Source organism: Pseudomonas sp. H3_E07 (assembly GCF_054668895.1).
Map to the genome: position 1 here is coordinate 3,760,798 of NZ_CP162795.1, position 23,647 is coordinate 3,784,444.

Sequence of the window (23,647 nt, forward strand, 5' to 3'; positions counted from 1 at the left end):
TCGTTGACGATTTTCGCGAGCAAACTCGCTCCTACAGGGGGGCCATTCCTTATGGCCCGACCAGGTCTTCCAGCTCTTGGGCGCGGGTCTGGGTCATGTCCAGCAGGCAGGCGGAGCCGTTGACCTGGTCGATGGTGCCGCCGGTCGCGGAGCCTGCGAAGCCGCAATTGGCATCACGGTATTTTATCCACAGGCGCTGCACGTCCTGCAGTTGCTGCTTGCGCGCGCCTTCCTGGGCGGCGAGGGCGGTTTTGTAGGCCTTGTTCAGACGCGTGTCCTGCACCTTGGCTTCCTTGGCGTTGCAATTGACCATGTCTGCGGTCGTGTTGGCGCTGTCCATGCATTTTTTCAACGCTGCGTTATCGGCCGCCGAGGCGGTGCCGCACAGGGCGAGAAACATAGCGCTGGCAGCGAGGGAGGTGCGAATCATGGTCGGTTTTCCTGGGCATGAGTGGAGGCGCATTCTATGACTCGATGGCGGCGCTTGAGTTTCCGGCATCCTCTGATCTTCATGTAAGAACACCCCCCGAATTTTCATCGGCGAACGTCGGGCATATCCCAACGCGACAGCGCTTATCCATGGGCGAAAATTACTTTCATAAAAATTGAAAATACTCCTCGGTAATGATTTATGAGTTTCACAACCAATTCGACGTGACCCTTTCCGAGGAGTACCGCATGGCCGCATCACCGGGCTTCGGGCTGTTGGCATACGCTGCCATCGCCATCATTGCTTTGATCGTGCTGATCGCACGTTACCGACTCAACCCGTTTATCGTCATCACCCTGGTGTCCATCGGCCTGGCACTGATGGCCGGGATGCCGGCGGACACCATCATGGGGTCCTACGAAGCGGGCGTCGGCAAGACCCTGGGGCATATCGCCCTGGTGGTGGCGCTGGGCACCATGCTCGGCAAGATGATGGCCGAGTCCGGCGGTGCCGAGCAGGTGGCGCGCACGCTGATCAACCGGTTTGGCGAGCGCAACGCGCATTGGGCGATGGTCTGCATCGCGTTTCTGGTGGGGTTGCCGCTGTTTTTCGAAGTGGGCTTTGTGTTGTTGGTGCCGATCGCCTTTACCGTGGCGCGGCGGGTCGGCGTATCGATCCTGATGGTCGGTTTGCCGATGGTTGCCGGTCTGTCGGTGGTGCATGCACTGGTGCCGCCGCACCCGGCGGCGATGATGGCGGTGCTGGCCTATAACGCGTCGGTGGGGCAGACCGTGCTGTACGCAATCCTGATCGGTATCCCGACGGCAATCATTGCAGGCCCTGTCTACGCCAAATTCATCGTGCCGCGTATCCATCTGCCAGCGGAAAACCCGCTGGAACGTCAGTTCATTGACCGCGAACCGCGTACCCGCTTGCCGAGTTTTACCCTGACCATGGGCACCATCCTGTTGCCGGTGGTGCTGATGATGATCGGTGGCTGGGCCAACGTGATTTCCTCCCCGGGCAGCGCTTTCAACCAATTCCTGCTGTTCATTGGCAACTCGGTGATTGCGCTGCTGGTGGCGACATTGGTGAGTTTCTGGACCTTGGGTATTGCGCAGGGTTTCAATCGGGAATCGATCCTCAAGTTCACCAACGAATGCCTGGCGCCGACGGCTAGCATTACGTTGCTGGTGGGCGCGGGCGGCGGTTTGAATCGCATCCTGGTGGATGCGGGCGTTACCAACGAAATTCTCGGCCTGGCCCACGCTTTTCAGCTGTCGCCGCTGGTGATGGGCTGGCTGTTTGCCGCGTTGATGCGAATTGCCACGGGCTCGGCCACCGTCGCCATGACCACCGCGTCCGGCGTGGTGGCACCGGTTGCCATGGGCCTGGGTTATCCACACCCCGAATTGCTGGTGCTGGCCACTGGCGCGGGTTCGGTGATCTTTTCCCACGTGAACGACGGCGGCTTCTGGCTGATCAAGGAATACTTCAATATGACGGTGATCCAGACCTTCAAGACCTGGACCGTGCTGGAGACTCTGATTTCCGTGGTCGCCTTCGGTCTGACTTATGGCCTGTCCTGCATCTTGTAACCCGGAGACCCCATGGACATCCTCTACCAGATCCGCGCCCGCCAGGACGCCTTCAGCGCCGGCGAAGGGCGTATCGCCAAGCTGATGCTCAATGACGTGGGGTTTGCCGCATCGGCCAGCCTGGAAGAGTTGTCCCAGCGCGCCGAGGTCAGCACAGCCACCTTGTCGCGGTTCGCGCGCAGCGTGGGGTGTCGGGATCTGCGGGATTTGCGCCTGCAATTGGCCCAGGCCAGTGGAGTCGGCAGCCGCTTCCTCGACCCTGCGGGGTTGCCGGAACAGTCGGCATTTCACCGGCAGATCCTGGGGGATATCGAGGCGACGTTGCGTCAGCACTTGTCGGGGTTCAACCAGGCGAGTTTCGTCGATGCGGTGAGTTTGCTCGGCAAGGCGCGGATGATCCATGCGTTCGGCATGGGCGGTCCGTCGAGTCTGTGCAGTGATGAGTTGCAGGTGCGCCTGGTGCGCCTGGGTTATCCGATTGCCGCCTGCCATGACCCGGTCATGATGCGCGTCACGGCGGCGACGCTAGGGCCCGAGCATGCGTTGATTGTGTGCTCCCTGACTGGCCTTACCCCTGAGTTGCTCGACGTGGTGACCCTGGCACGCAACTACGACGCGCGCATCGTCGCCATCACCCTGGCCGATTCCCCCTTGGCGCAGTTGGCGGATGTCTTGCTGCCGCTGCAACCGGCCGAAACCAGTTTTATCTATAAGCCCACCGCGGCGCGCTACGGACTGCTGCTGGCCATCGACCTGCTCGCCACCGAACTGGCGTTGGCCCTGCCAGACGACAACCAAGAGCGCCTGCGCCGGATCAAGCTGGCTCTGGACGATTATCGCGGCGGCCCCGACAGCCTGCCGCTTGGAGACTGATATGAAGTACGACACGTTGATCCGCCAGGCGCTGATCATTGATGGCAGCAACACCCCCGGCTATGTAGCCGATGTGGGGCTGCGCGACGGGCGCATCGAGACGATTGGCGACCTGTCGAACGCCCAGGCTGAGCATGAGATCGATGCGAGTGGCCGCGTCTTGGCACCGGGTTTCATCGACGTGCACACCCACGATGACACGGTGGTGATCCGCCAGCCGCAGATGCTGCCCAAGCTCAGCCAGGGTGTGACCACGGTGATTGTCGGCAACTGTGGCATCAGTGCGTCGCCAGTGACGTTGCGCAGCGATCCGCCGGACCCGATGAACCTGTTGGGCAGCGCTTCGGCGTTTGTTTATCCGCGTTTCAGCGACTATCGAGCGGCGGTCGAAAAGGCTCATCCGGCGGTCAACGTCGCGGCGCTGATCGGTCATACAGCGCTGCGCAGCAATCATATGGACGACCTGCACCGTACCGCTTCAGCGGATGAAATCGCCGCCATGCGCGTGCAGTTGCACGAGAGTCTCGAAGCCGGCGCCCTCGGTTTATCCACAGGCCTGGCCTACGCCAGTGCGTTCAATGCCGAGACCGATGAGGTGTTGCAACTGAGTGAAGAGCTCACCGCGTTCGGTGCGGTGTACACCACCCACTTGCGCAGTGAGTTCGAGCCGGTGCTGGAGGCGATGGACGAAGCCTTCCTGATCGGCCGGCATGCCAAGGTGCCGGTGATTATTTCCCACCTCAAATGTGCCGGCGCCGGTAATTGGGGACGTAGTCCGCAACTGCTGGCTTCGCTGGAACTGGCGGCGAAAACCCATGCGGTGGGCTGTGATTGCTACCCCTATGCGGCGAGTTCCTCGACCCTGGACCTCAAGCAGGTGACCGACGCGTTTCGTATCACCATCACCTGGTCGACGCCGCATCCGGAAGTGAGCGGGCGTGACTTGCAGGATATTGCCGCAGAGTGGGACGTTTCATTGATGGATGCAGCGCGCCGGCTACAACCGGCAGGCGCGGTGTATTACGGGATGGATGAAGCGGATGTGCGGCGCATCCTGGCGCACCCGCTGTCCATGGTCGGGTCGGATGGGTTGCCCGAGGATCCGTTCCCGCATCCGCGTTTGTGGGGCGCGTTTCCACGGGTATTGGGGCATTTCAGCCGGGATATCGGATTGTTTCCGTTGCACACTGCCGTGCACAAAATGACCGGGTTGTCGGCGGCGCGGTTTGGCTTGGCTGAGCGCGGGGAGATTCGCGAAGGGCACTGGGCTGACCTGGTGCTGTTCGACCCGTTGCGTGTGCGCGACGTGGCAGATTTCAAGGCGCCGCAGCAGGCGGCGGAAGGTATTGATGGGGTGTGGATCAACGGCGTGCTGAGCTACAGCGAGGGGCAGGCGAACGGTCAGCGGCCGGGTCGCTTCCTGGCACGCAGCGGGGATTTGCGTCGGGGTTTTTCGTCTCTATAGTGGGGGCTCTTTTAAACGGAGCGGTCGCCATGCACTTAGGAAAAGTCACCCCCATCCTGCGGATTTTCGACGAGGCCAAGGCGTTGGAATTCTACGTCGATTTCCTGGGGTTCAAGGTGGATTGGCAGCATCGTTTCGAGGCGAATTTCCCGCTGTATTTGCAGGTGTCGTTGGGTGAATGTGTGCTGCATTTGACTGAGCATCATGGCGATGCCTCGCCGGGTGCTGCGGTGCGGATCCAGGCGCAAGGGGTGGACGCCTATCAGCAGCAGTTGGCGGGCAAGGATTATCGGTATGCCAAGCCTGGGGTTGAGGAAACACCTTGGGGATCGCGGGAGATGAGCATCAAGGACCCGTTCGGGAATCGCGTGGTGTTTGTCGAGGAAGGCGAGGGCTGAAGGGCAAATCGCAGGCAATAAAAAACCGCCTTGGTAGGGCGGTTTTTTTTGCAATCCCAGTTAGTGGCTGGGGTTGCTGTCTCAAAGATGCGATGACCCGCGGGAGGATAGTACCGTCGGTCATTTTATCGCGCAAGGTTAGGCGATGGTCGGCACCGATAATCTTGAGCGTTTCATTATGTCGATTTCCGCTGCACTAGCTTGCAGTAAATCTTCGAAACAAATACTGGATATTTAACCACTTTCTGTCACACCTTCATGGCGGGTTTTGGTTAGGCTTCACCCCGTTCTGCGTTGGTTGCTATTAGGTGAGCCGGGTACGCGCGCGAATTTTGGACTGATCGCCACGGGCTAGTAATCCGTGCCGGATTCATGCGGGAAGCCCATTAGCCCGGCCGCCTCAAAGATGCGATGACCCGCGTCCAAAGGCTCACGTGTTCCGGTAAGTGCGCTGGAGGTAAGGCCTAACTCACGGAGGGCCGAGTATGTCTAAGTTTGCACGACGTACGTGGAACCTCGTCGTGAACTGCCTGCGTGCTTATCACGTCTGGAAGTTCCTGCGAGACAGCTTCGATGACCGCTAAGGTCTGAGAAGTGGAGCCGCCTGGGTTTAGGCCGAGGCGGCTTTTTGGTTGCTTACACCCGGAAATGACTGACCATCTGTTGCAACTGGCTGCCCAGCCGCGCCAGTTCCACACTCGACTTGGCCGTCTCGTCACTCGCCGTAGCGGTCTGTTCCGATACATCACGCACATTCACAATGCTGCGGCTGATCTCTTCAGCCACGGCGCTTTGCTGCTCGGCGGCGGCGGCGATCTGCTGGTTCATCGACTGGATATTCGACACCGTACGCGTGATGTTCTCCAGCGACACGCCGGCCTTGCGGGTCAGCTCGACACTGCTGTCGGTGAGGCTGCGGCTGTTGTTCATCACATTGGCCACTTGCTGGGTGCCATTCTGCAACCCGGCGACCAGGCCTTCGATTTCCTCGGTGGACTTCTGCGTGCGCTGGGCCAGGCCGCGCACTTCATCAGCCACCACGGCAAACCCACGCCCGGCTTCACCCGCCCGCGCTGCTTCGATCGCCGCGTTGAGGGCCAGCAGGTTGGTCTGTTCGGCGACGGCCTTGATCACGTCCATCACGCTGCCGATCTTGTTGCTCTCTTGTTGCAGATGGGTCATGGCGTCGGTGGAACGCGCCACTTCAGCGGCCAGGCGCTCGATCTGGGCGATGGCCTCGGCCACCACCTTGTCGCCTGCGCGGGCTTGGCCATCGGCATCGGCGGCGGCCAGGGAAGCTTGCTCCGCGTTGCGCGCCACTTCCTGCACGGTGGCGGTCATTTCGTGCATCGCCGTGGCGACCTGATCGGTCTCGATCTTCTGGCTGTTCACGCCGGCGCTGGTCTGCTCGGTGACGGCCGACAGTTCTTCGGCAGCGCTGGCGATCTGGGTCACGCCGTCGCGAATACCGCTGATCAATTCACGCAAGGTGGTGCCCATGCGCTGGATGCCTTGTTGCAGCACGCCCAGTTCATCCCGGCGAGTGACCTGGATGTTGTGGCTCAAGTCGCCGGAGGCAATGCGTTCCACTACCGCCAGGGTTTCCTGGATCGGGCGGGTGATCTGACGGGTGATGACCAGTGCGGCGATCACGCCAACCAGCAAGGCCAACAAGGTGCTGATCAACTGTAGGCTGCGAGCCTGGGCGCTTTCTGCGTCGCGACGAGTGAGCTGGATTTCGTACAGCTTGTCGCTGATTGTGACGATATCAGCGCCTTGGGTGGTCATTTCGGCACGGGCAGTCACGATGTTGGCGTTGGCTGCCTTGTAGTTCTGCACCGCGCTGCGGTAGGCACCCAGGGCGGTTTCCAATGCGGTCAGCGCGCTTTGCTGGCTGGCGCCAAAGGCGGCGTTGAGGTCTTTCAAGCCGGCGATGGCTTTTTCAATCTGTGCGGCTGCGCGCGCTTCGGTCTCCGGGCTGACGTTACCGGTGTAGCCGCGTACTTCGTAGCGAGCCAACTGGAATTGCATCTTGGCGTCGGCCACCGCCTGGAACTGCGCCAGGTGTTCCGAACTGTCAGGCATTTGCTTCACGCTGGTTTCCAATGCGTTGATCTGTGCATTGGCAATATCCGCCTTGTCGCCCATCACTTGGCGTGAGGCGTTGCCGTTGCGGTAGGCCTCGCGCATTTTGTTCAGCGACTGCTGGTAAGCGGTGATGATGGCTTTCTGCTCGTTGAGCAGCTTGAGGTTTTCCGGGCTCTTGAAGCTGTCGATCAGCTTCTGCTGCTGGGCAGCGAAAGCGTCCAGGTTGGTCTGTACGTTCTGGGCCACCGCTTCGTCGCCGTTGGCGAGCATGTATTGCAGGCGCACGATACGCAGCTTGGTCAACGACGCGTTGAGCTGGGTGATATCGCTCATCCAGTTACTGCGGTCGATCAGGCCGCCCAGGCTGGTCCAGCCGGTCAATGCCAGAATCGACGTGAGGACAAGCACCAGGCCGAAGCCCAGGCCCAGTTTGAGGTTGACGCTGATGTTGCCGAACCAGCTATTCATCGAATGCTCCGCAAGAATGATGGGGTGTGCTGGACGGTTATTGATTTTGGAGCCAGCTGCTGTGTAGGGCTGTATCGGCGGCGGGCGTTGAATCTGAAATGCTAATTTGCCGGGTGCGACGAAGAGGCGCACTGCAGTCGTGGCGCGGGGAGGGGGGCTGATCATGGGGCGATCTTGTGTGCTAGTCTGCGGGCCCTTTTAGTTCTGGGTAGCCTGGGAAAACCAGTGTTGTCCTACAGCGGAGCCTCTTCATGTCCGAAGTTAATCTGTCCACCGACGAAACCCGCGTCAGCTACGGTATCGGCCGTCAGTTGGGCGACCAACTGCGTGACAACCCGCCACCAGGTGTGAGCCTGGACGCCATCCTGGCTGGCCTGACCGACGCCTTCGGCGGCAAGCCAAGCCGTGTGGACCAAGAGCAAATGGCCGCCAGCTTCAAAGTAATCCGTGAAGTCATGCAAGCCGAAGCGGCCGCCAAGGCTGAAGCTGCAGCGGGCGCTGGCCTGGCGTTCCTGGCTGAAAATGCCAAGCGTGATGGCATCACCACCCTGGCTTCCGGCCTGCAATTCGAAGTGTTGACCGCAGGTGACGGCGCCAAGCCGACCCGTGAAGACCAAGTGCGCACTCATTACCACGGCACCTTGATCGACGGCACTGTGTTCGACAGCTCCTACGAGCGCGGCCAGCCTGCAGAATTCCCGGTGGGCGGCGTGATCGCCGGCTGGACCGAAGCCCTGCAACTGATGAATGCTGGCAGCAAATGGCGCCTGTACGTGCCGAGCGAACTGGCTTACGGCGCTCAAGGCGTTGGCAGCATCCCGCCGCACAGCGTTCTGGTGTTCGACGTCGAACTGCTCGACGTTCTGTAAGACCTGTTGTTGATTACCTGTAGGAGCGAGCTTGCTCGCGAAAAACGTTAACGATAACGCCGCGCGTCTGGTGTAGCGCGGCGGTTTCAAGTTCTTCGCGGGCAAGCTCGCTCCTACAGTGTTTTGCGCGGTCGCTCATGGATGGAACTTGCCATTCAGCTCCGTCGCCGGGCGCAACGCTCGGGCATAGCAGAACAGAAACAGATTGCGCACCACTTCCTTCAACACACCGGGTTCGCTCGAACTCAGCCCGTTGACGTCCAGGTCACCCTGGTCCTGCAGTTCGTTCAGCGCTTCTTCTTCCAGCACCGCACAGACTTCACCGGTTTCCCGATGCAGGATCCGCAGGTAAGGGTGTGGTCGGTCCAGCCAGGCGTCTATCAAATAAGTCATGGGTCTCATCTCCTTGATGGGTTTCAATGAGAATAATTCTTATTCGTAGAATAGCAAGTGCCTATTGGCGGTTTCTGGTTTTTTCTGTGTGGATATTGCGCGGGATCAAACGGGAGGGCGAAACGCCATCCCGCGGCGGGCGCGGGATGGAGGCAATACGTTCAGACTTTGCGCACGAACTCGGACTTGAGCTTCATCGGACCGATACCGTCGATTTTGCAGTCGATATCGTGGTCGCCATCGCACAGGCGGATGTTCTTGACCTTGGTGCCGACCTTCACGACCAGGGAAGTGCCCTTGACCTTGAGGTCTTTGATCACGGTGATGGTGTCGCCGTCCTGCAGTACATTGCCGACGGAGTCTTTCTTCACGGTTTCGTCGCTGGCCGCTTCGGCCTCGCTATTGGCGGACCACTCATGGGCGCATTCCGGGCAGATCAGCTGGGCGCCGTCTTCGTAGGTGTATTCGGAATTGCATTTCGGGCAGGGTGGCAACGTGCTCACTAAAGCTCCTTAAAGGTCAGGATGGCTAAAGTCGCACATTATATAGGGAATTGTAGGGAGGCAGGGCACGGTCTTGGATGGGTAATACAAACTAAATGTGGGAGGGGGCTTGCCCCCGATGGCGGTATTCCAGTCGATACAGTTGGCGACTGATACTCCGCTATCGGGGGCAAGCCCCCTCCCACATTTGGTATTTCTAGTGCGTACGCGCGACCGCAAACTCACTCAGCTCGACCAGGGCGTCCCGGTATTCGCTGGCGGGAAGGGCTTCCAGGCACTGAATGGCACGGGCCACGTAGTCACGCGCCAGTTGAGCGGTGTACTCCAGGGAACCCGATGCTTCCACGGCGGCGCGGATGGCCTCCAGGTCTTCGATCCCGCCTTTCTGGATCGCCTTGCGCACCAGGGCGGCCTGTTCCGGCGTGCCTTCGCGCATGGTGTAGATCAATGGCAGGGTTGGCTTGCCTTCAGCCAGGTCGTCACCGACGTTCTTGCCCAGGGTTTCGGCGTCGCCCTTGTAGTCGAGCAGGTCGTCCACCAGTTGGAACGCCACGCCCAGGTGGTCGCCAAAGGTACGCAGGGCTTCGGCCTGCTCGGCCGTTGCGCCGCACAACGCAGCGGCGCTGTGGGTGGAGGCTTCGAAGAGCATCGCGGTTTTGCCGCGAATCACTTCCATGTAGGTTTCTTCGGTGGTACTGGCGTCGCGGACCTTCGACAGTTGCAACACTTCGCCTTCGGCGATGATGCGTGTGGCCTGCGAAAGAATCTTCATCACCGGCATCGAGCCGAGTTCAACCATCATTTCGAACGAGCGCGAGTACAGGAAGTCACCCACCAGCACGCTTGGAGCGTTGCCCCACATCGCATTGGCGGTCTCGCGGCCACGGCGCATGCCGGACATGTCGACCACGTCGTCATGCAGCAGGGTGGCGGTATGCAGGAATTCGATAGTGGCGGCCAGCAGGCGCAGGTCATCGCCTTCGCGACCCAGGGCCTTGCCGCACAGCAGCACTAATAAAGGACGCAGGCGCTTACCGCCCGCCGACGTAATATAGTCGCCAATTTTGGAGACCAGCGGCACTTTAGAAGTCAGCTGCTTCTTGATGATGCCGTCGACGGCGCTAAAATCGTCCGCGACCGCGCGGTAGAAAGCTTGGGGTTGCATCAGCGACAGTCGCTCCAGAAGGGTTGCGCGGCATGCTAGGACCCAGGCCCCCCAGTGTCAAGGCGCGATAGACGGCCCCTTGCAACACCCATTTACCTTGCGTACAATCGCGCACCCTGAACTTCCTGGGCAGCACCTGCCTTACGCAATTGCATTTGGGACGTCCATCCCATGCAGCCATGCCAGCCAATACCTCTTCTTATAAAGCGCTGGGTGAGCAGGATTATCGGAGAAATACCATGTCGTACGCAGTAATTGTTACTGGTGGCAAGCAATACAAAGTCGCCCCAGGTGAATACCTGAAGATCGAAAAACTGGAAGTCGCTACCGGCGAATCCGTTACTTTTGATCGCGTTCTGTTGGTCGCCAATGGCGATGACGTGAACATCGGCGCTCCAGTTGTTGCTGGCGCTACCGTTGTGGCTGAAGTGATCTCCCAAGGTCGTCACGATAAAGTCCGCATCATCAAGTTCCGTCGTCGTAAGCACCACATGAAGCGTATGGGCCACCGCCAGTGGTACACCGAGATCAAAATCACCGGTATTCAGGCTTAATTTCAGCCTAATTCCTCACTAGGAGAATTGACTCATGGCACACAAAAAAGCTGGTGGTAGTACCCGTAACGGTCGCGACTCAGAAGCCAAACGCCTTGGCGTTAAGATGTATGGCGGCCAGAAAATCATTCCGGGCAACATCATCGTGCGTCAGCGCGGCACCCAATTCCACGCCGGTTACGGTGTAGGCATGGGTAAAGATCACACCCTCTTCGCGAAAATCGAAGGCGTGATCAAGTTTGAAGTAAAAGGCGCGTTCAACCGCCGTTACGTGAGCGTTGTCGCAGCTTAATTGCGAGATCGCTGGAAAAGCCCTGTCTTGCGACGGGGCTTTTTCGTTTGTGGAGTGAGTCTCTTGCAAAGCTGTTTGTAATGGGCTCAGGCGCTGGTTTGCGGTCGCTGATTGAGGTCGCTGCGCTCATTTTTGCAAGAGTCTTATGTCTTGGTTTCTTAAGCTCGTCCATGCGACGAGAGGCGTTTTGTTATGAAGTTCGTTGATGAAGTTTCCATCCGAGTAAAAGCAGGCGACGGCGGTAACGGTTGCATGAGTTTCCGTCGCGAAAAATTCATCGAAAACGGTGGCCCCAACGGCGGTGACGGCGGTGACGGCGGTTCCATCTACATGATGGCCGACGAAAACCTCAACACCCTGGTCGACTACCGTTACACCCGGCACTTCGATGCCGAGCGTGGCTCCAACGGTGGCAGCACCGACTGCACCGGTAAAAAAGGCGAAGACCTGGTACTGCGCGTACCGGTCGGCACCACGATCATCGACTCTGCCACCCAGGAAGTGATCGGCGACCTGACCAAGGCCGGCCAGAAACTGATGGTAGTGCAGGGCGGCTGGCACGGTCTGGGTAACACCCGATTCAAGTCCAGTACCAACCGTGCGCCACGCCAGACCACGCCAGGCAAGCCGGGCGAGCAGCGTGACCTCAAGCTGGAAATGAAAGTACTCGCTGACGTGGGCCTGTTGGGTCTGCCGAACGCTGGTAAAAGTACCTTCATCCGTTCGGTCTCGGCCGCCAAGCCGAAAGTCGCCGACTACCCGTTCACTACCCTGGTGCCAAACCTGGGTGTGGTCAGCGTCGACCGCTGGAAAAGCTTTGTGATCGCCGACATTCCCGGCCTGATCGAAGGCGCTTCCGATGGCGCAGGTTTGGGGATTCGCTTCCTCAAGCACTTGTCGCGTACCCGTCTGCTGCTGCACCTCGTCGACATGGCCCCGTTGGATGACACCAGCGCGCCGGACGCCGCCGAAGTGATTGTCAGCGAGCTGACCAAGTTCAGCCCGTCCCTGGCTGAGCGTGATCGCTGGCTGGTGCTGAACAAGTGCGACCAGATTCTTGAAGAAGAGCACGAAGAGCGCGTCAAGGAAATCGTTGACCGCCTGGAGTGGGAAGGTCCGGTCTACGTGATCTCGGCTATCGCCAAAGAAGGCACCGAGCGCCTGACCCGCGACATCATGCGTTACCTCGAAGACCGCGCCGACCGCCTGGCGGCCGACCCGGTGTTCAAGGCCGAACTGGCCGAACTCGACCAGCGCATCGAAGACGAAGCCCGTGCCCAGTTGCAAGCCCTGGACGACCAGCGTGCCTTGCGCCGCAGCGGCGTGAAGTCGGTCCATGACATCGGCGACGATGATTGGGACGAGGAAGATGTGGATGATGAAGACGGTCCGGAAATCATTTACGTGCGTGATTGATCCGTTGCGATAAACTTGAACGCCGCTCCCTGGAGCGGCGTTTTAGTATCCGGGTTTAACGTTATGGGCCGCGCTGGGTCGCGCAGCCCTCAATCTAAGGTTGAAGATGATGCGGAGCAAAGTGACAGGTGCGCAGCGCTGGGTCGTAAAGATCGGCAGTGCGTTGCTGACGGCGGATGGCAAGGGGCTGGATCGTGCAGCCATGAGCGTCTGGGTCGAGCAGATGGTGGCCTTGCATGAGGCCGGTGTGGAGTTGGTGCTGGTGTCGTCCGGAGCGGTTGCCGCCGGGATGAGCCGCCTCGGTTGGACCGCGCGACCCAGCGCGATGCACGAACTGCAAGCCGCCGCCGCCATCGGCCAGATGGGCCTGGTGCAAGCCTGGGAATCCAGCTTCGCCGATCACGGCCGCCACACGGCTCAGATCCTGCTGACCCACGACGACCTGTCCGACCGCAAGCGCTACCTCAACGCCCGCAGCACCTTGCGCGCCCTGGTGGAGCTCAAGGTCATTCCGGTGATCAACGAGAACGACACCGTGGTCACCGACGAAATCCGTTTCGGCGACAACGACACCCTGGCCGCCCTGGTGGCCAACCTGGTGGAAGCCGATCTGCTGGTGATCCTTACCGACCGCGACGGCATGTTCGACGCCGACCCACGCAACAACCCCGACGCGCAGTTGATCTACGAAGCCCGCGCCGATGACCCGGCACTGGACGCCGTGGCCGGCAGCGTTGGCGGCGCTCTGGGCCGTGGCGGCATGCAGACCAAGCTGCGCGCGGCGCGCCTGGCGGCACGTTCCGGTGCGCACACCATCATCGTCGGCGGGCGCATCGAGCGCGTGCTGGACCGCCTGAAGGCCGGTGAGCGCATCGGTACGCTGTTGTCGCCAGAGCGCGGCATGTTGGCGGCGCGCAAACAGTGGCTGGCCGGTCATCTGCAAACCCGTGGCACCCTGGTGCTGGACGATGGCGCAGTGTCTGCACTGTCCCAAGGCAACAAAAGCCTGCTGCCGGTCGGCGTCAAGTTGGTGCAGGGCAGTTTCCGTCGTGGCGAGATGGTGGTATGCGTGGCGCCGGATGGTCGTGAGATTGCCCGCGGCCTGGCCAATTACAGCGCCCTCGAAGCACAGAAAATCATTGGACAATCCTCTGATGCGATTGTCGGACTCTTGGGTTACATGGCCGAACCAGAACTGGTTCACCGCGATAACCTGATCCTGGTCTAAACAAAGGAATACACAATGCGTGTCATGAAAGGATTGTTCGGCCTGCTGCTGGCCATGCCGTTGTTGGCCTGCGCCGAAGAAGTCGGCCAGGTGTCTACGGTGTTCAAGTTTGTCGGCCCCAACGACCGGATCGTCGTTGAAGCCTTTGATGACCCCAAGGTCGACGGCGTGACGTGCTACCTGTCTCGCGCCAAGACCGGCGGCGTCAAAGGCGGCCTGGGCCTGGCCGAAGACCGCGCTGAAGCCTCGATCGCCTGCCGTCAGGTTGGCCCGATCCGCTTCAAGGGCGAGCTCAAGGATGGCGACGAAGTGTTCAAGGAGCGCACCTCCCTGGTGTTCAAGACCATGCAGGTGGTGCGCTTCCTCGACAAGAAGCGCAACACCCTGGTTTACCTGGTATACAGCGACCGCCTGATCGAAGGCAGCCCGCAGAACGCCGTGACAGCGATTCCGATTTTGCCCTGGCCGACCGCTCAGTAACCTGCAGGCGAGTTTTGCAACGGGCGTCTATGATTGCAGGCTTGCGGGTTGTAATCTCGACGTGCCGTAATGCGAAGAACATGGGATATCTGGAGTTCGTCATGAGTGCTTTCCACGACCTGAAACTCAAAGCTTTGGACGGACAAGAGCTGCCGCTGGCGCCCTTCAAGGGGCGGGTGGTACTGGTGGTCAACGTGGCCTCCAAATGTGGCTTGACCCCGCAATACGCCGCGCTGGAAAACCTCTACCAGCAATACAAGGACCAAGGCTTTATCGTGCTTGGCCTGCCGTGCAATCAATTTGCAGGCCAGGAACCGGGCACCGAGGAAGAAATCCAGGAATTCTGCAGCCTGAATTACGGGGTGACCTTCCCGTTGGGCAGCAAGCTTGAAGTCAATGGGCATGATCGTCATCAGCTGTACCGCTTGCTGGCAGGCGAGGGGGCCGAGTTTCCTGGGGATATCACCTGGAACTTCGAGAAGTTCTTGCTGGGCAAGGATGGGCGAGTGCTTGCACGATTCTCCCCGCGCACCGCGCCGGATGATCCGACGATCGTCCAGGCCATCGAAAAAGCCCTGACCTGAATACTTCCCCTTGTAGCATCGAGCTTGCTCGCGAAAAGCCTGAGCGCGCTACGTTCACCCAGAATGTCCCGGGTTATCGTTGGCGATTTTCGCGAGCAAGCTCGCGCCTACCGTGATCAAGGCGCTTTTACCCTTTAATCACTCAGATCAATAGTGCTGTTCAGGTTCGCCCACGGTCAATATTATCCACATCATAAACCCCGTCTTCCGTGGAGTGCCCCATGCCCGTCCAAGCCTTGTTCAAACCCTTCCAGCTCGGTGCATTGCAACTGGCGACCCGTGTCGTCATGGCGCCGATGACCCGTTCGTTCTCGCCTGGCGGCGTACCCAATTCCAGCGTGATCGAGTACTACCGCCGACGCGCCGCTGCCGGCGTGGGCCTGATCATCACCGAAGGCACCGTGGTCGGCCATCAAGCCTCGAATGGTTACCCCAACGTGCCGCACTTCTACGGTGAAGCTGCTCTGGCTGGCTGGAAGAACGTCGTCGACGCGGTACACGCCGAAGGCGGCAAGATCGTCCCGCAGCTGTGGCATGTGGGCAGCGTGCGTCGCATCGGCACCGAGCCGGATGCCAGCGTGCCGGCCTATGGCCCGATGGAAAAACTCAAGGATGGCAATGTGGTCGTGCACGGCATGACCCATCAAGACATCAAGGAGGTGATCAATGCCTTCGCCCAAGCCGCCAAGGATGCCCAGAGCATCGGCATGGACGGCGTTGAAATCCACGGCGCCCATGGCTATTTGGTCGATCAGTTCTTCTGGGAAGGCAGCAACCAGCGGACTGACGAATACGGCGGCAGCCTGGCCAACCGTTCGCGTTTTGCCATTGAGCTGATCCAGGCCACCCGCGCCGCGGTCGGCCCGCAATTTCCGATCATCTTCCGTTTCTCCCAATGGAAGCAGCAGGACTACACCGCGCGCCTGGTGCAAACCCCAGAAGCCCTGGGCGAATTCCTCAAGCCACTGGCCGACGCGGGCGTGGATATTTTCCACTGCTCCACGCGTCGTTTCTGGGAGCCGGAGTTCGAAGGTTCCGACCTTAACCTGGCCGGCTGGACACGTCTGCTCACCGGCAAGCCGACCATCACCGTGGGCAGCGTCGGCCTGGACGGCGAGTTCCTGCAGTTCATGGTCAACACCGACAAGGTCGCGCAACCGGCCAGCCTGGAGAAACTGCTGGAGCGCTTGAACAACGATGAGTTCGACCTGGTCGCTGTAGGCCGTGCGCTTCTGGTCGATCCGGATTGGGCGGTGAAGGTGCGTGAAGGCCGTGAGGGCGACATTCTGCCGTTCAGTCGTGAGGTGTTGACGACCCTGGTGTAAGCGGCGACAGGGCGGGCACCGGGTGCCCGTCCTTGCAGACCCCGCGCAGTTGTCGCTCAAACTGCTCGATAATCGCCGGCCAACCCTGGCGGCTCGCATGTTGACGCGCATTCAGGCGCATGCGGCGCAGACTTTCAGCGTCCTCCAGCAGCCAGTTGGCCGCCTCGCAAAACGCGTTCTCGTCCCCCGGCATCGCCAATACACCGTTGTAGCCATGGCGAATATGCTGGGTCGCGGCGGCTTGGTCGTAGGCCACCACACCCAGCCCCGACGCCATTGCTTCCAGCACAACGTTGCCGAAGGTTTCGGTCAGACTGGGGAACAGAAACACATCGCCTGACGCGTAATGCCGCGCCAGTTCCTCACCGCGCAAGGTCCCGCAGAAGATCGCCTCTGGCAGCTCCTTCTCCATCGTCGCGCGTTGCGGGCCATCACCGACGATGATCAGTTTCATCTGGCGCAGTGGATAGGTGTCCTGCAACGTCTCGAAGCAGCGCTTGAGCAGCCCCAGGTTTTTTTCCTGGGCCAGCCGGCCCACATAGAGCACGGCGGTTTGCTCGCTGTTTAATGCCCAGCTTTTCCGCAGCGCGTTATCGCGTTTGGCGGGATGGAACAGCTGGCTGTCCACGCCGCGTGACAACATGCCCAGGCGCTCGAAATGCCGGCGTTCCAGCTCCAGGCGCTGGCTGGCGCTGGGCACCAGGGTCAGGGTCGAGCGGTTATGAAACCAGCGCAGGTAGTGGGTGACCATCCGGCTCAGCAGGCTCAAGCCGTATTGGTTGGAGTACTGCTGGAAGTTGGTGTGAAAACCGCTGACCACGCTGATCCCCAGGCGACGTGCGGCGCGCAGGGCGGACAGGCCCAGTGGCCCCTCCGTGGCGATGTACAGCACGTCCGGGCGCTGACGGGTCCAGCGCCGCAGCAACTTGTGCATCGACGACTGCCCCCATTGCAGGCCTGGATAACCCGGCAGCGGCCAGCCACGGCACAGCAGCAACGCATCGTCGCTGGGGCGGCTCTGGTCGACGCCTTGGCGCGGGCGCACCAGTTCGACTTGATGGCCACGGGCACGCAAACCCTCGCACAGGCGACCAAGGGTATTGGCCACCCCGTTGATCTCTGGCGGGAAGGTTTCGGTAATAAGGGTGATGTGAAGCGAAGCTGTCGTCATGACCCACAGTCTCGCCGTGGGCCATGTCGTCATTGTGTCATCGAGATGATGGATTTATGACTGGGTCACTTTCTGCTGCTGTGCCATCGCCTCGGCCCCTTGTTCACGTACCCAGAACAACGTGGCTCCCGCCACCGCGGCCGGCATCATCAACAGGTTGACCACCGGCACCAGCAGCACCAGGTAGACGATCCCGCCGAAGCTCATGCTCTGCCAGCGTTTCTGCCGCAACCAGGCGAGCATTTCGTTCCAGCCCAGTTTGTGGTTGTCCGCCGGGTAGTCGATGTATTGGATCGCCATCATCCACACGCCGAACAGCAACCACAGGGGGGCGGCGATCAGGTTGACCACCGGAATGAACGACAGGATAAACAGGCCGATGGCCCGGGGCAGGAAATAGCCCAGCTTGCGCATCTCGCGAGCCAGGGTGCGCGGGACCATGGCGATCAACTCGCCCCAGCTGAAGGCCGGGAAGTCATCGGTGCCGCGCACCACCACTTCTACCTTCTCCGAGAGAAAGCCGTTGAAGGGCGCTGCGATGATGTTGGCGAGCATGGTGAAGGTGAAAAACACCATCAGCACCACCAGCACGACGAACAGGGGCCAGAGCAGGTAATTCAGAAAACCCAACCAGCTCGGCAGCGTCGGCATCAGATGGTCGACCCACAAACTGAACTGATGGCCGGCGAAATAGATCAAGCCGACGAACAACACCAGGTTGATCGCCAGCGGCAGCAGCACAAATAGGCGCAAGCTGGGACTCAACACCAGTTTGAGGCCTTCGCGCAGGTATTGCGGGCCGGAAAGAGCGGGGGCGGGCATGGAGAACTCCGAACAAGGGGACGAACGCGCCGACCTTACCGGCTTTGCATCTTGGGCGAAAGCGGCGACATCAGCAGTAACAAAGGCATCGATCAATCTAGCCGACTGCATAGAGACCACCTATGAGCTGGATTGTTATTCCGTATTTCCTTAATCTTGCCCCCCTCGATACGCTGCACCCATTATTTTTCAGGGCCTGCGAGTTCAAGCCTTCCCCAAGTGCTTCGTGGTCCCTTTTTTATTCCAGCCGCCTTGTAGTCCAGGTGGTCGATAGGAGTGAGTCATGTCTGATACCCGTCATTCGCGAGTGATTATTCTCGGTTCCGGCCCTGCCGGTTACAGCGCTGCCGTTTACGCTGCCCGGGCCAACCTCAAGCCACTGCTGATCACCGGCATGCAGGCGGGTGGTCAGCTGACCACCACCACCGAAGTCGACAACTGGCCGGGCGACGTCCACGGCCTCACCGGCCCGGTGCTCATGGAGCGTATGAAAGAACACGCCGAGCGCTTCGAAACCGAGATCGTGTTTGATCACATCAACCAGGTCGATTTCTCCAAGAAGCCTTACAGCCTGACCGGCGACAGCGGCGTGTACACCTGTGACGCGTTGATCATCGCTACTGGCGCCAGCGCCCGTTACCTGGGACTGCCGTCGGAAGAAGCGTTCATGGGCAAGGGCGTTTCCGCCTGCGCGACCTGCGACGGTTTCTTCTACCGCAACAAGCCAGTCGCCGTGGTCGGTGGTGGCAACACTGCCGTGGAAGAAGCACTGTACCTGGCCAACATCGCCAGCACCGTGACCCTGGTTCACCGCCGCGAGACCTTCCGCGCCGAGAAGATCCTGATCGACAAGCTGCACGCCCGTGTGGCTGAAGGCAAGATCATCCTCAAGCTCAACGCCACCCTGGACGAAGTCCTGGGCGACAACATGGGCGTGACCGGTGCCCGCCTGAAGAACAACGACGGCAGCTTCGACGAGCTGAAAGTCGACGGCGTGTTTATCGCCATCGGCCACACTCCGAACACTTCGCTGTTCGAGGGCGTGCTGGAAGCCAAAGACGGTTACCTGGTCGTTCAGGGCGGCCGCGAAGGCAATGCCACTGCCACCAACATCGAAGGTATCTTCGCTGCCGGTGACGTGGCCGACCACGTCTACCGCCAGGCCATCACCTCGGCCGGCGCCGGTTGCATGGCGGCACTGGATGCCGAGCGTTACCTCGACGGTTTGAAGGACGCTTCGTTCTAAACCGTTGAAACGAAAAAACCGGCTGAGAGGCCGGTTTTTTTATGCGCGCAATTCAAGTCGCACCACAGTTTCGATGTGTCAACCCAATCACTGTGGGAGCTGGCTTGCCTGCGATAGCGTCGTGTCAGCCACCACGGCCATCGCGGGCAAGCCCGGCTCCCACATTAACCGGGTTATCAAATTGAATCAGCGGCGGGTCAGTGGCTGCGCGGCAAACTTCACCCCAGCCAGCCCATGCTTGATCAGCGCCCGGATATTGCCATGGTCGCTGCCCTCAGGCGTCGCCAGCACCGAACGGTAATGCTCGCCAAACGCCAGCAGCGCTTCCTGGTCGCTCAGGCCTTCCAACAGGGCCAAACCCAAGGTCTTGCACGAGCCTTCGTTCTGCCCAGCGGCGTTTTCCACGTCGCCATTGGTAAAGGCTTGTGGCTGGTAGTCATAACCTGCGGCGACAAAGGCCAGCGTATCGGCAAAAACATGTTCGCCGCTGTCGAGGCTGGCGCGCAGGGTGTTCAAATCAGTCATGGGTTTTTCCTTTGGCGAACGCCGCCTGTTGGTCGGCGCTGGCTTCTTTCTGGTATTGGGCTTTCCACTCGGCGTACGGCATGCCGTACACCACTTCACGGGCGTCATCGAGGCTCAGCTCGATCTGGCGCTCGTCGGCCTCGGCCTTGTACCACTTGGACAAGCAGTTACGGCAGAAGCCCGAGAGGTTCATCAGGTCGATATTCTGCACATCCTTTCGGCTGTCCAGGTGCGCCACCAGCCTGCGGAAGGCAGCGGCTTCGAGTTCGAGGCGTTGTTGGTCGTTCATAGGGCTCACTGACAATTCAGGGGTTAGCGGCTGGCCGCCAGGGTAATCGACACCGACTCGGCAAAGCGCAGCGCATGGGGCTTGTCCACTTCGACTTCGGCGTACAGCACCGACTCATTGCTCATCACCAGGTCCAGCAGCTCCTGGGTCAGGCGCTCCAGCAAGGCAAAGCGGTTGCCCTCGACGTGGGCAATGATCGCCTTGGTGATGGTGCGGTAATTCAAGGCGTGGTCAATGTCATTGTCGCGCACGGCTTCCTGGGCGGCATACAGGATGGTCAGGTTGATCAGCACATCCTGCTTGTTGAGGATCTCGTCCTCGTTGATGCCGATGTAAGTGCGCAGGCACAGGTCCTTGACCCGGATGCGCGCCATGCCTGGTTGAAGTTGTGGCATTGCTACTTGCTCCGTCCGATCAGTTGCAGGAACTCCATGCGCGTGGTGTTCGACTCGCGGAACGCGCCGAGCATCACCGAGGTGTTCATGGTTGAATTCTGTTTTTCCACACCGCGCATCATCATGCACATGTGCTGGGCTTCGATCACCACGGCCACGCCGGCGGCCTGGGTCACGTCCTGGATTGCGTCGGCGATTTGCCGCGTGAGGTTTTCCTGGATCTGCAGGCGCCGAGCGTACATGTCGACGATGCGCGCCAGCTTCGACAGGCCCAACACCTTGCCGGTGGGGATGTAGGCCACGTGGGCCTTGCCGATGAAGGGCAGCAGGTGGTGTTCGCACAGCGAGTACAACTCGATGTCCTTGAGGATCACCATCTCGTCATTGTCAGAGGTGAACAGCGCGCCGTTGACGATGTCTTCAAGGCTCTGCTCGTAGCCGTGACACAGGTACTGCATGGCCTTGGCAGCGCGCTTGGGCGTATCGAGCAAGCCTTCGCGCTCCGGGTCTTCGCCCAGGCCTTTGAGGATTTCGCGGTAGTGGTGGGGCAGGGTCATACAACATCCTCACAAACGGCTTACTTGATATGCCGCCCGCCGTTGACGGTCAGGGTGGTACCGGTGACATAAGGGTTATCCAGCAGGTAACGCATGCTCTGGTAGATCACCTCGGGCCCGGGCTCGATGCCCAGTGCCGACTTGGCCAGCACCTTGGCGCGATAGTCTGCGTCGTCGCCGTCGTTGAACATCACCATCGCCGGCGCGATGCCGTTGACCTTGATCAGCGGCGCGAACTGCGCGGCAAACGACAACGTGAGGCTGTCGAGCCCGGCTTTGGTGGCGCAATACGCGATGTGCTGGCGGCTGCCCTTGCGCACCACGTCATCGCTGATGTGCACAATGTCGGCGGGGGAAGAGCGTTGCAACAAGGGTGAACAATGCAGGTTGATCAGGTACGGCGCAAGCATGTGCACGCTGAACATGTCGGTAAAGGCGCGGCTTTCGTCGTCGGGCGTTTCGGCGATCCAGGCCGAGGCGTTGTGAATGATCGCGCGCAGGCTCTGGGTATGGGTGTTCAATTCAGCGATAAACGCCAGGATACCGGCCTCACTGGAGAAATCGGCAAACACCCCCACCGCACCACGTGCGCGCAGGGCTTGCACGCCGGGTCTCTCGCTGCGGTAGCTGAAAATCACCGGGTGGCCTTCATCCAGCAGGCGCTGGGCGCAATGCAGGCCGACACGCTGGCCGGCGCCGGTGATCAGGATCGGGGCGTTCGTTGCAGTCATGGGAGGCTCGAGTCGCTGGCAGATTGAAACTATACCAGCGACCGGGCGCCCCTGTACTCACGCGGCGGCTTCAGCGACCTTGCGTGGCGGGGAGGGATGCAGCCAATTGGCTAACAGATGCGTCGACAGCGGGATGAACCAGTACACCATCAGCGGCGTCAGGGCCATGGTGCTGACCAGTACGCGCGGCGCCAGGTCGAGTTCGTTGAGCAAGGGCCCCAGGACAAAGTTGAACAGCAGCGACACCGGGAAAAACGCCAGCCAGATCGCCACTGCCTGCTTCCAGCGTGGAGGGCGGGCGCCGACTGCGCCAAACCAGCCATCGATACCACGTACGCGGTGCTCGGACGGGTCTGCAAACAGCTCGCTGCCACGGCTCAACCAGGCGCTGCGGGAAGCCGAAAACTCCCAGGCATGCAGAGTCTGTTCATCGGCGAAGCGGAAAATGATCTGGAATTCATCATCGTTGGGCGGCGGTGCAAGGACACCCGAGCCCAGGTAGCCGGGAAAGTCCGTGGCCAATTGCTCGCCTTCGCGCAGCCAGGCCATCAGTTCTTCGTAGCGCCCTTTGGCCACGCGGCGCGCAACCATCAAGGTGACGGGAGAGGTAGACATTGTGTATCTCCAAATAAGGGGGCACGTGACCGGGTAGGTACGGCACCAGGTGCAGTCGCGGGGTGATGCGGCTGCGCCTTGAAAAAGCAGGCAAGGATTATTCCTGTTTTAGTGAAATACGCCAGACACTTCTGTCGGTTCGCCGCGCAGCTTGAATCGTTCAACCGAAAAAGCGTTAAATGGGGCCCATATCGACATGGATGTTCTTGACCTCTGATGCCCGAAACTATTGCTCCGCAGCGCGAAACAACCACTGACCGCACCGCTGTTTCCGATGATCTTTTGCCGATTCGCGAAGTCGCTCGGCTAACGGGCGTCAACCCGGTCACCCTGCGGGCGTGGGAGAGACGGTACGGCCTCATCCAGCCGATCCGCACCGAAAGTGGGCATCGTTTGTACTCGCGCACCGATATCGACACGGTGCACCGCATTCTCGACTGGATCGAACGCGGCGTCGCGGTGAGCAAAGTGGGCAGGATCCTCGCGCGCGGCGAGCCGCTCCGCGAACCCGGTACGGTTTCTGAAGATAGCGTGGAGTGGGCTCAGTGGCACGGGCAATTGCGCAACGCAATCAGCGCGTTCGATGACTGCCAACTGGATCGGCTGTACGGCCAGATTTTTTCCGCCTACCCGCTCGCCGTGGTCTTTCAAGACATTCTCATGCCGCTCTGGCAGGAATTGTTGCGTCATCAAGGGCGCTTCGGCCAGGCCAGCGAGTGGCTGTTCTTCGATAATTTCTTGCGTTCACGCACCGCGCAACGTCTGCAGGTGTTAGCCGCCGCGCCGCTGCCTCGGGTTCTGCTGGCAGCCATTGCCGGGGAATGCCGCGAGCTGGAGGTGTTGGTGGCAGGCCTGCTGCTGACCGGTGAAAAGCTCGCTGTAAAGATCCTGGGGGTGGGCCAGCCATTCGACGAACTGACACTGGTCTGTGAGAAGACCCATCCGCAAGCCTTGGTGCTGTTTTCCAATCGCGCCCCCAGCAATGAACTGCCGTCGCGGCTCAAGCGGCTGGCGCTGACCATCGATTGTCCATTGCTGCTGGCCGGTGACGCCGCGGACTTGGTGCAGGAGCGCCTCGCTGGCTCGTCAATCGGCTGCCTGGGCAATGATGGCCCGCTGATGCAGCGGCGCTTGCAGCAATTCCTGAGCGGTAGCCTGGATACCTGA

Annotated in this window: 27 protein-coding genes and 1 pseudogene; 14 read left to right on the forward strand and 14 right to left on the reverse strand. The window is 60.3% G+C overall.

Going from position 1 to position 23,647, the window contains the following annotated elements; all coding sequences use genetic code 11:
* Positions 1–49: 49 nt before the first annotated feature.
* Positions 50–430 carry a lysozyme inhibitor LprI family protein gene (locus tag AB4O08_RS17190; protein WP_010206504.1) on the reverse strand — a complete coding sequence of 127 codons (381 nt, stop codon included), beginning with the start codon at positions 428–430 and terminating at the stop codon, positions 50–52.
* Positions 431–678: 248 nt separating this feature from the next.
* On the opposite strand from AB4O08_RS17190, the gene AB4O08_RS17195 reads away from it, so the two are divergent.
* From AB4O08_RS17195 to AB4O08_RS17210, 4 genes are read left to right on the forward strand one after another with little or no spacing between them, the layout of a single operon-like run.
* Positions 679–2,028: a GntT/GntP/DsdX family permease gene (locus AB4O08_RS17195; RefSeq protein WP_010206503.1), complete on the forward strand. Its 1,350-nt coding sequence runs from the start codon at positions 679–681 to the stop codon at positions 2,026–2,028.
* Between the two features lie 12 nt (positions 2,029–2,040).
* Entirely contained in the window at positions 2,041–2,901 is an 861-nt protein-coding gene (locus AB4O08_RS17200) for a MurR/RpiR family transcriptional regulator (RefSeq protein WP_010206501.1), read from the forward strand.
* A gap of 1 nt (position 2,902) precedes the next feature.
* The gene (locus tag AB4O08_RS17205; protein WP_460114238.1) at positions 2,903–4,366 is read left to right on the forward strand and encodes an N-acyl-D-amino-acid deacylase family protein; all 1,464 of its coding nucleotides are present in this window, start codon (positions 2,903–2,905) and stop codon (positions 4,364–4,366) included.
* Between the two features lie 29 nt (positions 4,367–4,395).
* Positions 4,396–4,764 (forward strand): glyoxalase superfamily protein, encoded by a 369-nt coding sequence (locus AB4O08_RS17210; protein ID WP_010206499.1) that lies wholly within the window; start codon positions 4,396–4,398, stop codon positions 4,762–4,764.
* Between the two features lie 636 nt (positions 4,765–5,400).
* On the opposite strand, the gene AB4O08_RS17215 is transcribed toward AB4O08_RS17210, so the two are convergent.
* Positions 5,401–6,264: a methyl-accepting chemotaxis protein gene (locus tag AB4O08_RS17215; protein WP_370636473.1), complete on the reverse strand. Its 864-nt coding sequence runs from the start codon at positions 6,262–6,264 to the stop codon at positions 5,401–5,403.
* A 39-nt stretch (positions 6,265–6,303) separates the two neighbouring features.
* Positions 6,304–7,485, reverse strand: a pseudogene (locus AB4O08_RS17220) (methyl-accepting chemotaxis protein); the annotation flags it as partial.
* 86 nt (positions 7,486–7,571) lie between these two features.
* Here AB4O08_RS17220 and AB4O08_RS17225 point away from each other — a divergent pair.
* Complete coding sequence (locus AB4O08_RS17225) at positions 7,572–8,189, forward strand: FKBP-type peptidyl-prolyl cis-trans isomerase (protein WP_010206497.1); 618 nt, start codon at positions 7,572–7,574, stop codon at positions 8,187–8,189.
* A 135-nt stretch (positions 8,190–8,324) separates the two neighbouring features.
* On the opposite strand, the gene AB4O08_RS17230 is transcribed toward AB4O08_RS17225, so the two are convergent.
* The 3 genes from AB4O08_RS17230 to AB4O08_RS17240 all read right to left on the reverse strand — a co-directional run bounded on the left by AB4O08_RS17230 (position 8,325) and on the right by AB4O08_RS17240 (position 10,250).
* Positions 8,325–8,582 carry a PA4570 family protein gene (locus AB4O08_RS17230; RefSeq protein WP_003194088.1) on the reverse strand — a complete coding sequence of 86 codons (258 nt, stop codon included), beginning with the start codon at positions 8,580–8,582 and terminating at the stop codon, positions 8,325–8,327.
* A 161-nt stretch (positions 8,583–8,743) separates the two neighbouring features.
* Positions 8,744–9,085 (reverse strand): zinc ribbon domain-containing protein YjdM, encoded by a 342-nt coding sequence (locus tag AB4O08_RS17235; RefSeq protein ID WP_010206496.1) that lies wholly within the window; start codon positions 9,083–9,085, stop codon positions 8,744–8,746.
* A 196-nt stretch (positions 9,086–9,281) separates the two neighbouring features.
* Positions 9,282–10,250 carry a polyprenyl synthetase family protein gene (locus tag AB4O08_RS17240; protein ID WP_010206495.1) on the reverse strand — a complete coding sequence of 323 codons (969 nt, stop codon included), beginning with the start codon at positions 10,248–10,250 and terminating at the stop codon, positions 9,282–9,284.
* A gap of 239 nt (positions 10,251–10,489) precedes the next feature.
* On the opposite strand from AB4O08_RS17240, the gene rplU reads away from it, so the two are divergent.
* The 7 genes from rplU (at position 10,490) to AB4O08_RS17275 (ending at position 16,129) form a co-directional block, all read left to right on the forward strand.
* Positions 10,490–10,804 carry a 50S ribosomal protein L21 gene (gene rplU / locus AB4O08_RS17245; RefSeq protein WP_007950961.1) on the forward strand — a complete coding sequence of 105 codons (315 nt, stop codon included), beginning with the start codon at positions 10,490–10,492 and terminating at the stop codon, positions 10,802–10,804.
* Between the two features lie 34 nt (positions 10,805–10,838).
* Complete coding sequence (gene rpmA / locus AB4O08_RS17250) at positions 10,839–11,096, forward strand: 50S ribosomal protein L27 (protein ID WP_003176049.1); 258 nt, start codon at positions 10,839–10,841, stop codon at positions 11,094–11,096.
* A gap of 192 nt (positions 11,097–11,288) precedes the next feature.
* A complete protein-coding gene (gene cgtA / locus AB4O08_RS17255) occupies positions 11,289–12,512 on the forward strand; it encodes an Obg family GTPase CgtA (RefSeq protein ID WP_010206489.1) in 1,224 nt (407 codons plus the stop codon).
* 109 nt (positions 12,513–12,621) lie between these two features.
* Entirely contained in the window at positions 12,622–13,740 is a 1,119-nt protein-coding gene (gene proB / locus AB4O08_RS17260) for a glutamate 5-kinase (RefSeq protein ID WP_031290869.1), read from the forward strand.
* Positions 13,741–13,755: 15 nt separating this feature from the next.
* The gene (locus AB4O08_RS17265; protein ID WP_045791638.1) at positions 13,756–14,220 is read left to right on the forward strand and encodes a CreA family protein; all 465 of its coding nucleotides are present in this window, start codon (positions 13,756–13,758) and stop codon (positions 14,218–14,220) included.
* A 101-nt stretch (positions 14,221–14,321) separates the two neighbouring features.
* Complete coding sequence (locus AB4O08_RS17270) at positions 14,322–14,804, forward strand: glutathione peroxidase (protein ID WP_137206599.1); 483 nt, start codon at positions 14,322–14,324, stop codon at positions 14,802–14,804.
* 221 nt (positions 14,805–15,025) lie between these two features.
* Positions 15,026–16,129 (forward strand): NADH:flavin oxidoreductase, encoded by a 1,104-nt coding sequence (locus AB4O08_RS17275; protein ID WP_460114239.1) that lies wholly within the window; start codon positions 15,026–15,028, stop codon positions 16,127–16,129.
* Here AB4O08_RS17275 and AB4O08_RS17280 read toward each other — a convergent pair.
* Together AB4O08_RS17280 and cysZ are read right to left on the reverse strand one after the other, a co-directional pair.
* A complete protein-coding gene (locus AB4O08_RS17280) occupies positions 16,098–17,300 on the reverse strand; it encodes a glycosyltransferase family 4 protein (protein WP_010206476.1) in 1,203 nt (400 codons plus the stop codon). The genes AB4O08_RS17275 and AB4O08_RS17280 overlap by 32 nt on opposite strands.
* A 54-nt stretch (positions 17,301–17,354) precedes the next feature.
* On the reverse strand, positions 17,355–18,122 hold the full coding sequence (cysZ, locus tag AB4O08_RS17285) for a sulfate transporter CysZ (protein ID WP_010206475.1): 768 nt from the start codon (positions 18,120–18,122) through the stop codon (positions 17,355–17,357).
* A gap of 283 nt (positions 18,123–18,405) precedes the next feature.
* Here cysZ and trxB point away from each other — a divergent pair, with 283 nt between their 5' ends.
* Positions 18,406–19,368: a thioredoxin-disulfide reductase gene (gene trxB / locus AB4O08_RS17290; RefSeq protein WP_010206474.1), complete on the forward strand. Its 963-nt coding sequence runs from the start codon at positions 18,406–18,408 to the stop codon at positions 19,366–19,368.
* A 186-nt stretch (positions 19,369–19,554) separates the two neighbouring features.
* On the opposite strand, the gene AB4O08_RS17295 is transcribed toward trxB, so the two are convergent.
* From AB4O08_RS17295 to AB4O08_RS17320, 6 genes are read right to left on the reverse strand one after another with little or no spacing between them, the layout of a single operon-like run.
* Positions 19,555–19,893 carry a HopJ type III effector protein gene (locus tag AB4O08_RS17295; RefSeq protein ID WP_010206473.1) on the reverse strand — a complete coding sequence of 113 codons (339 nt, stop codon included), beginning with the start codon at positions 19,891–19,893 and terminating at the stop codon, positions 19,555–19,557.
* Positions 19,886–20,182, reverse strand: a complete 297-nt coding sequence (locus tag AB4O08_RS17300; RefSeq protein WP_010206472.1) for a DUF1244 domain-containing protein — start codon at positions 20,180–20,182, stop codon at positions 19,886–19,888. The genes AB4O08_RS17295 and AB4O08_RS17300 overlap by 8 nt, the downstream gene beginning before the upstream one ends.
* A 23-nt stretch (positions 20,183–20,205) precedes the next feature.
* A complete protein-coding gene (gene folX / locus AB4O08_RS17305) occupies positions 20,206–20,577 on the reverse strand; it encodes a dihydroneopterin triphosphate 2'-epimerase (protein WP_003176029.1) in 372 nt (123 codons plus the stop codon).
* 2 nt (positions 20,578–20,579) lie between these two features.
* The gene (gene folE, locus AB4O08_RS17310) at positions 20,580–21,134 is read right to left on the reverse strand and encodes a GTP cyclohydrolase I FolE (RefSeq protein ID WP_010206467.1); all 555 of its coding nucleotides are present in this window, start codon (positions 21,132–21,134) and stop codon (positions 20,580–20,582) included.
* 20 nt (positions 21,135–21,154) lie between these two features.
* Positions 21,155–21,865, reverse strand: coding sequence for a dihydromonapterin reductase (folM, locus tag AB4O08_RS17315; protein ID WP_069673199.1), 711 nt, complete (start codon positions 21,863–21,865; stop codon positions 21,155–21,157).
* A gap of 57 nt (positions 21,866–21,922) precedes the next feature.
* The gene (locus AB4O08_RS17320) at positions 21,923–22,480 is read right to left on the reverse strand and encodes an antibiotic biosynthesis monooxygenase (RefSeq protein WP_021492151.1); all 558 of its coding nucleotides are present in this window, start codon (positions 22,478–22,480) and stop codon (positions 21,923–21,925) included.
* A gap of 216 nt (positions 22,481–22,696) precedes the next feature.
* Here AB4O08_RS17320 and AB4O08_RS17325 point away from each other — a divergent pair, with 216 nt between their 5' ends.
* A complete protein-coding gene (locus tag AB4O08_RS17325; RefSeq protein ID WP_460114240.1) occupies positions 22,697–23,647 on the forward strand; it encodes a MerR family transcriptional regulator in 951 nt (316 codons plus the stop codon).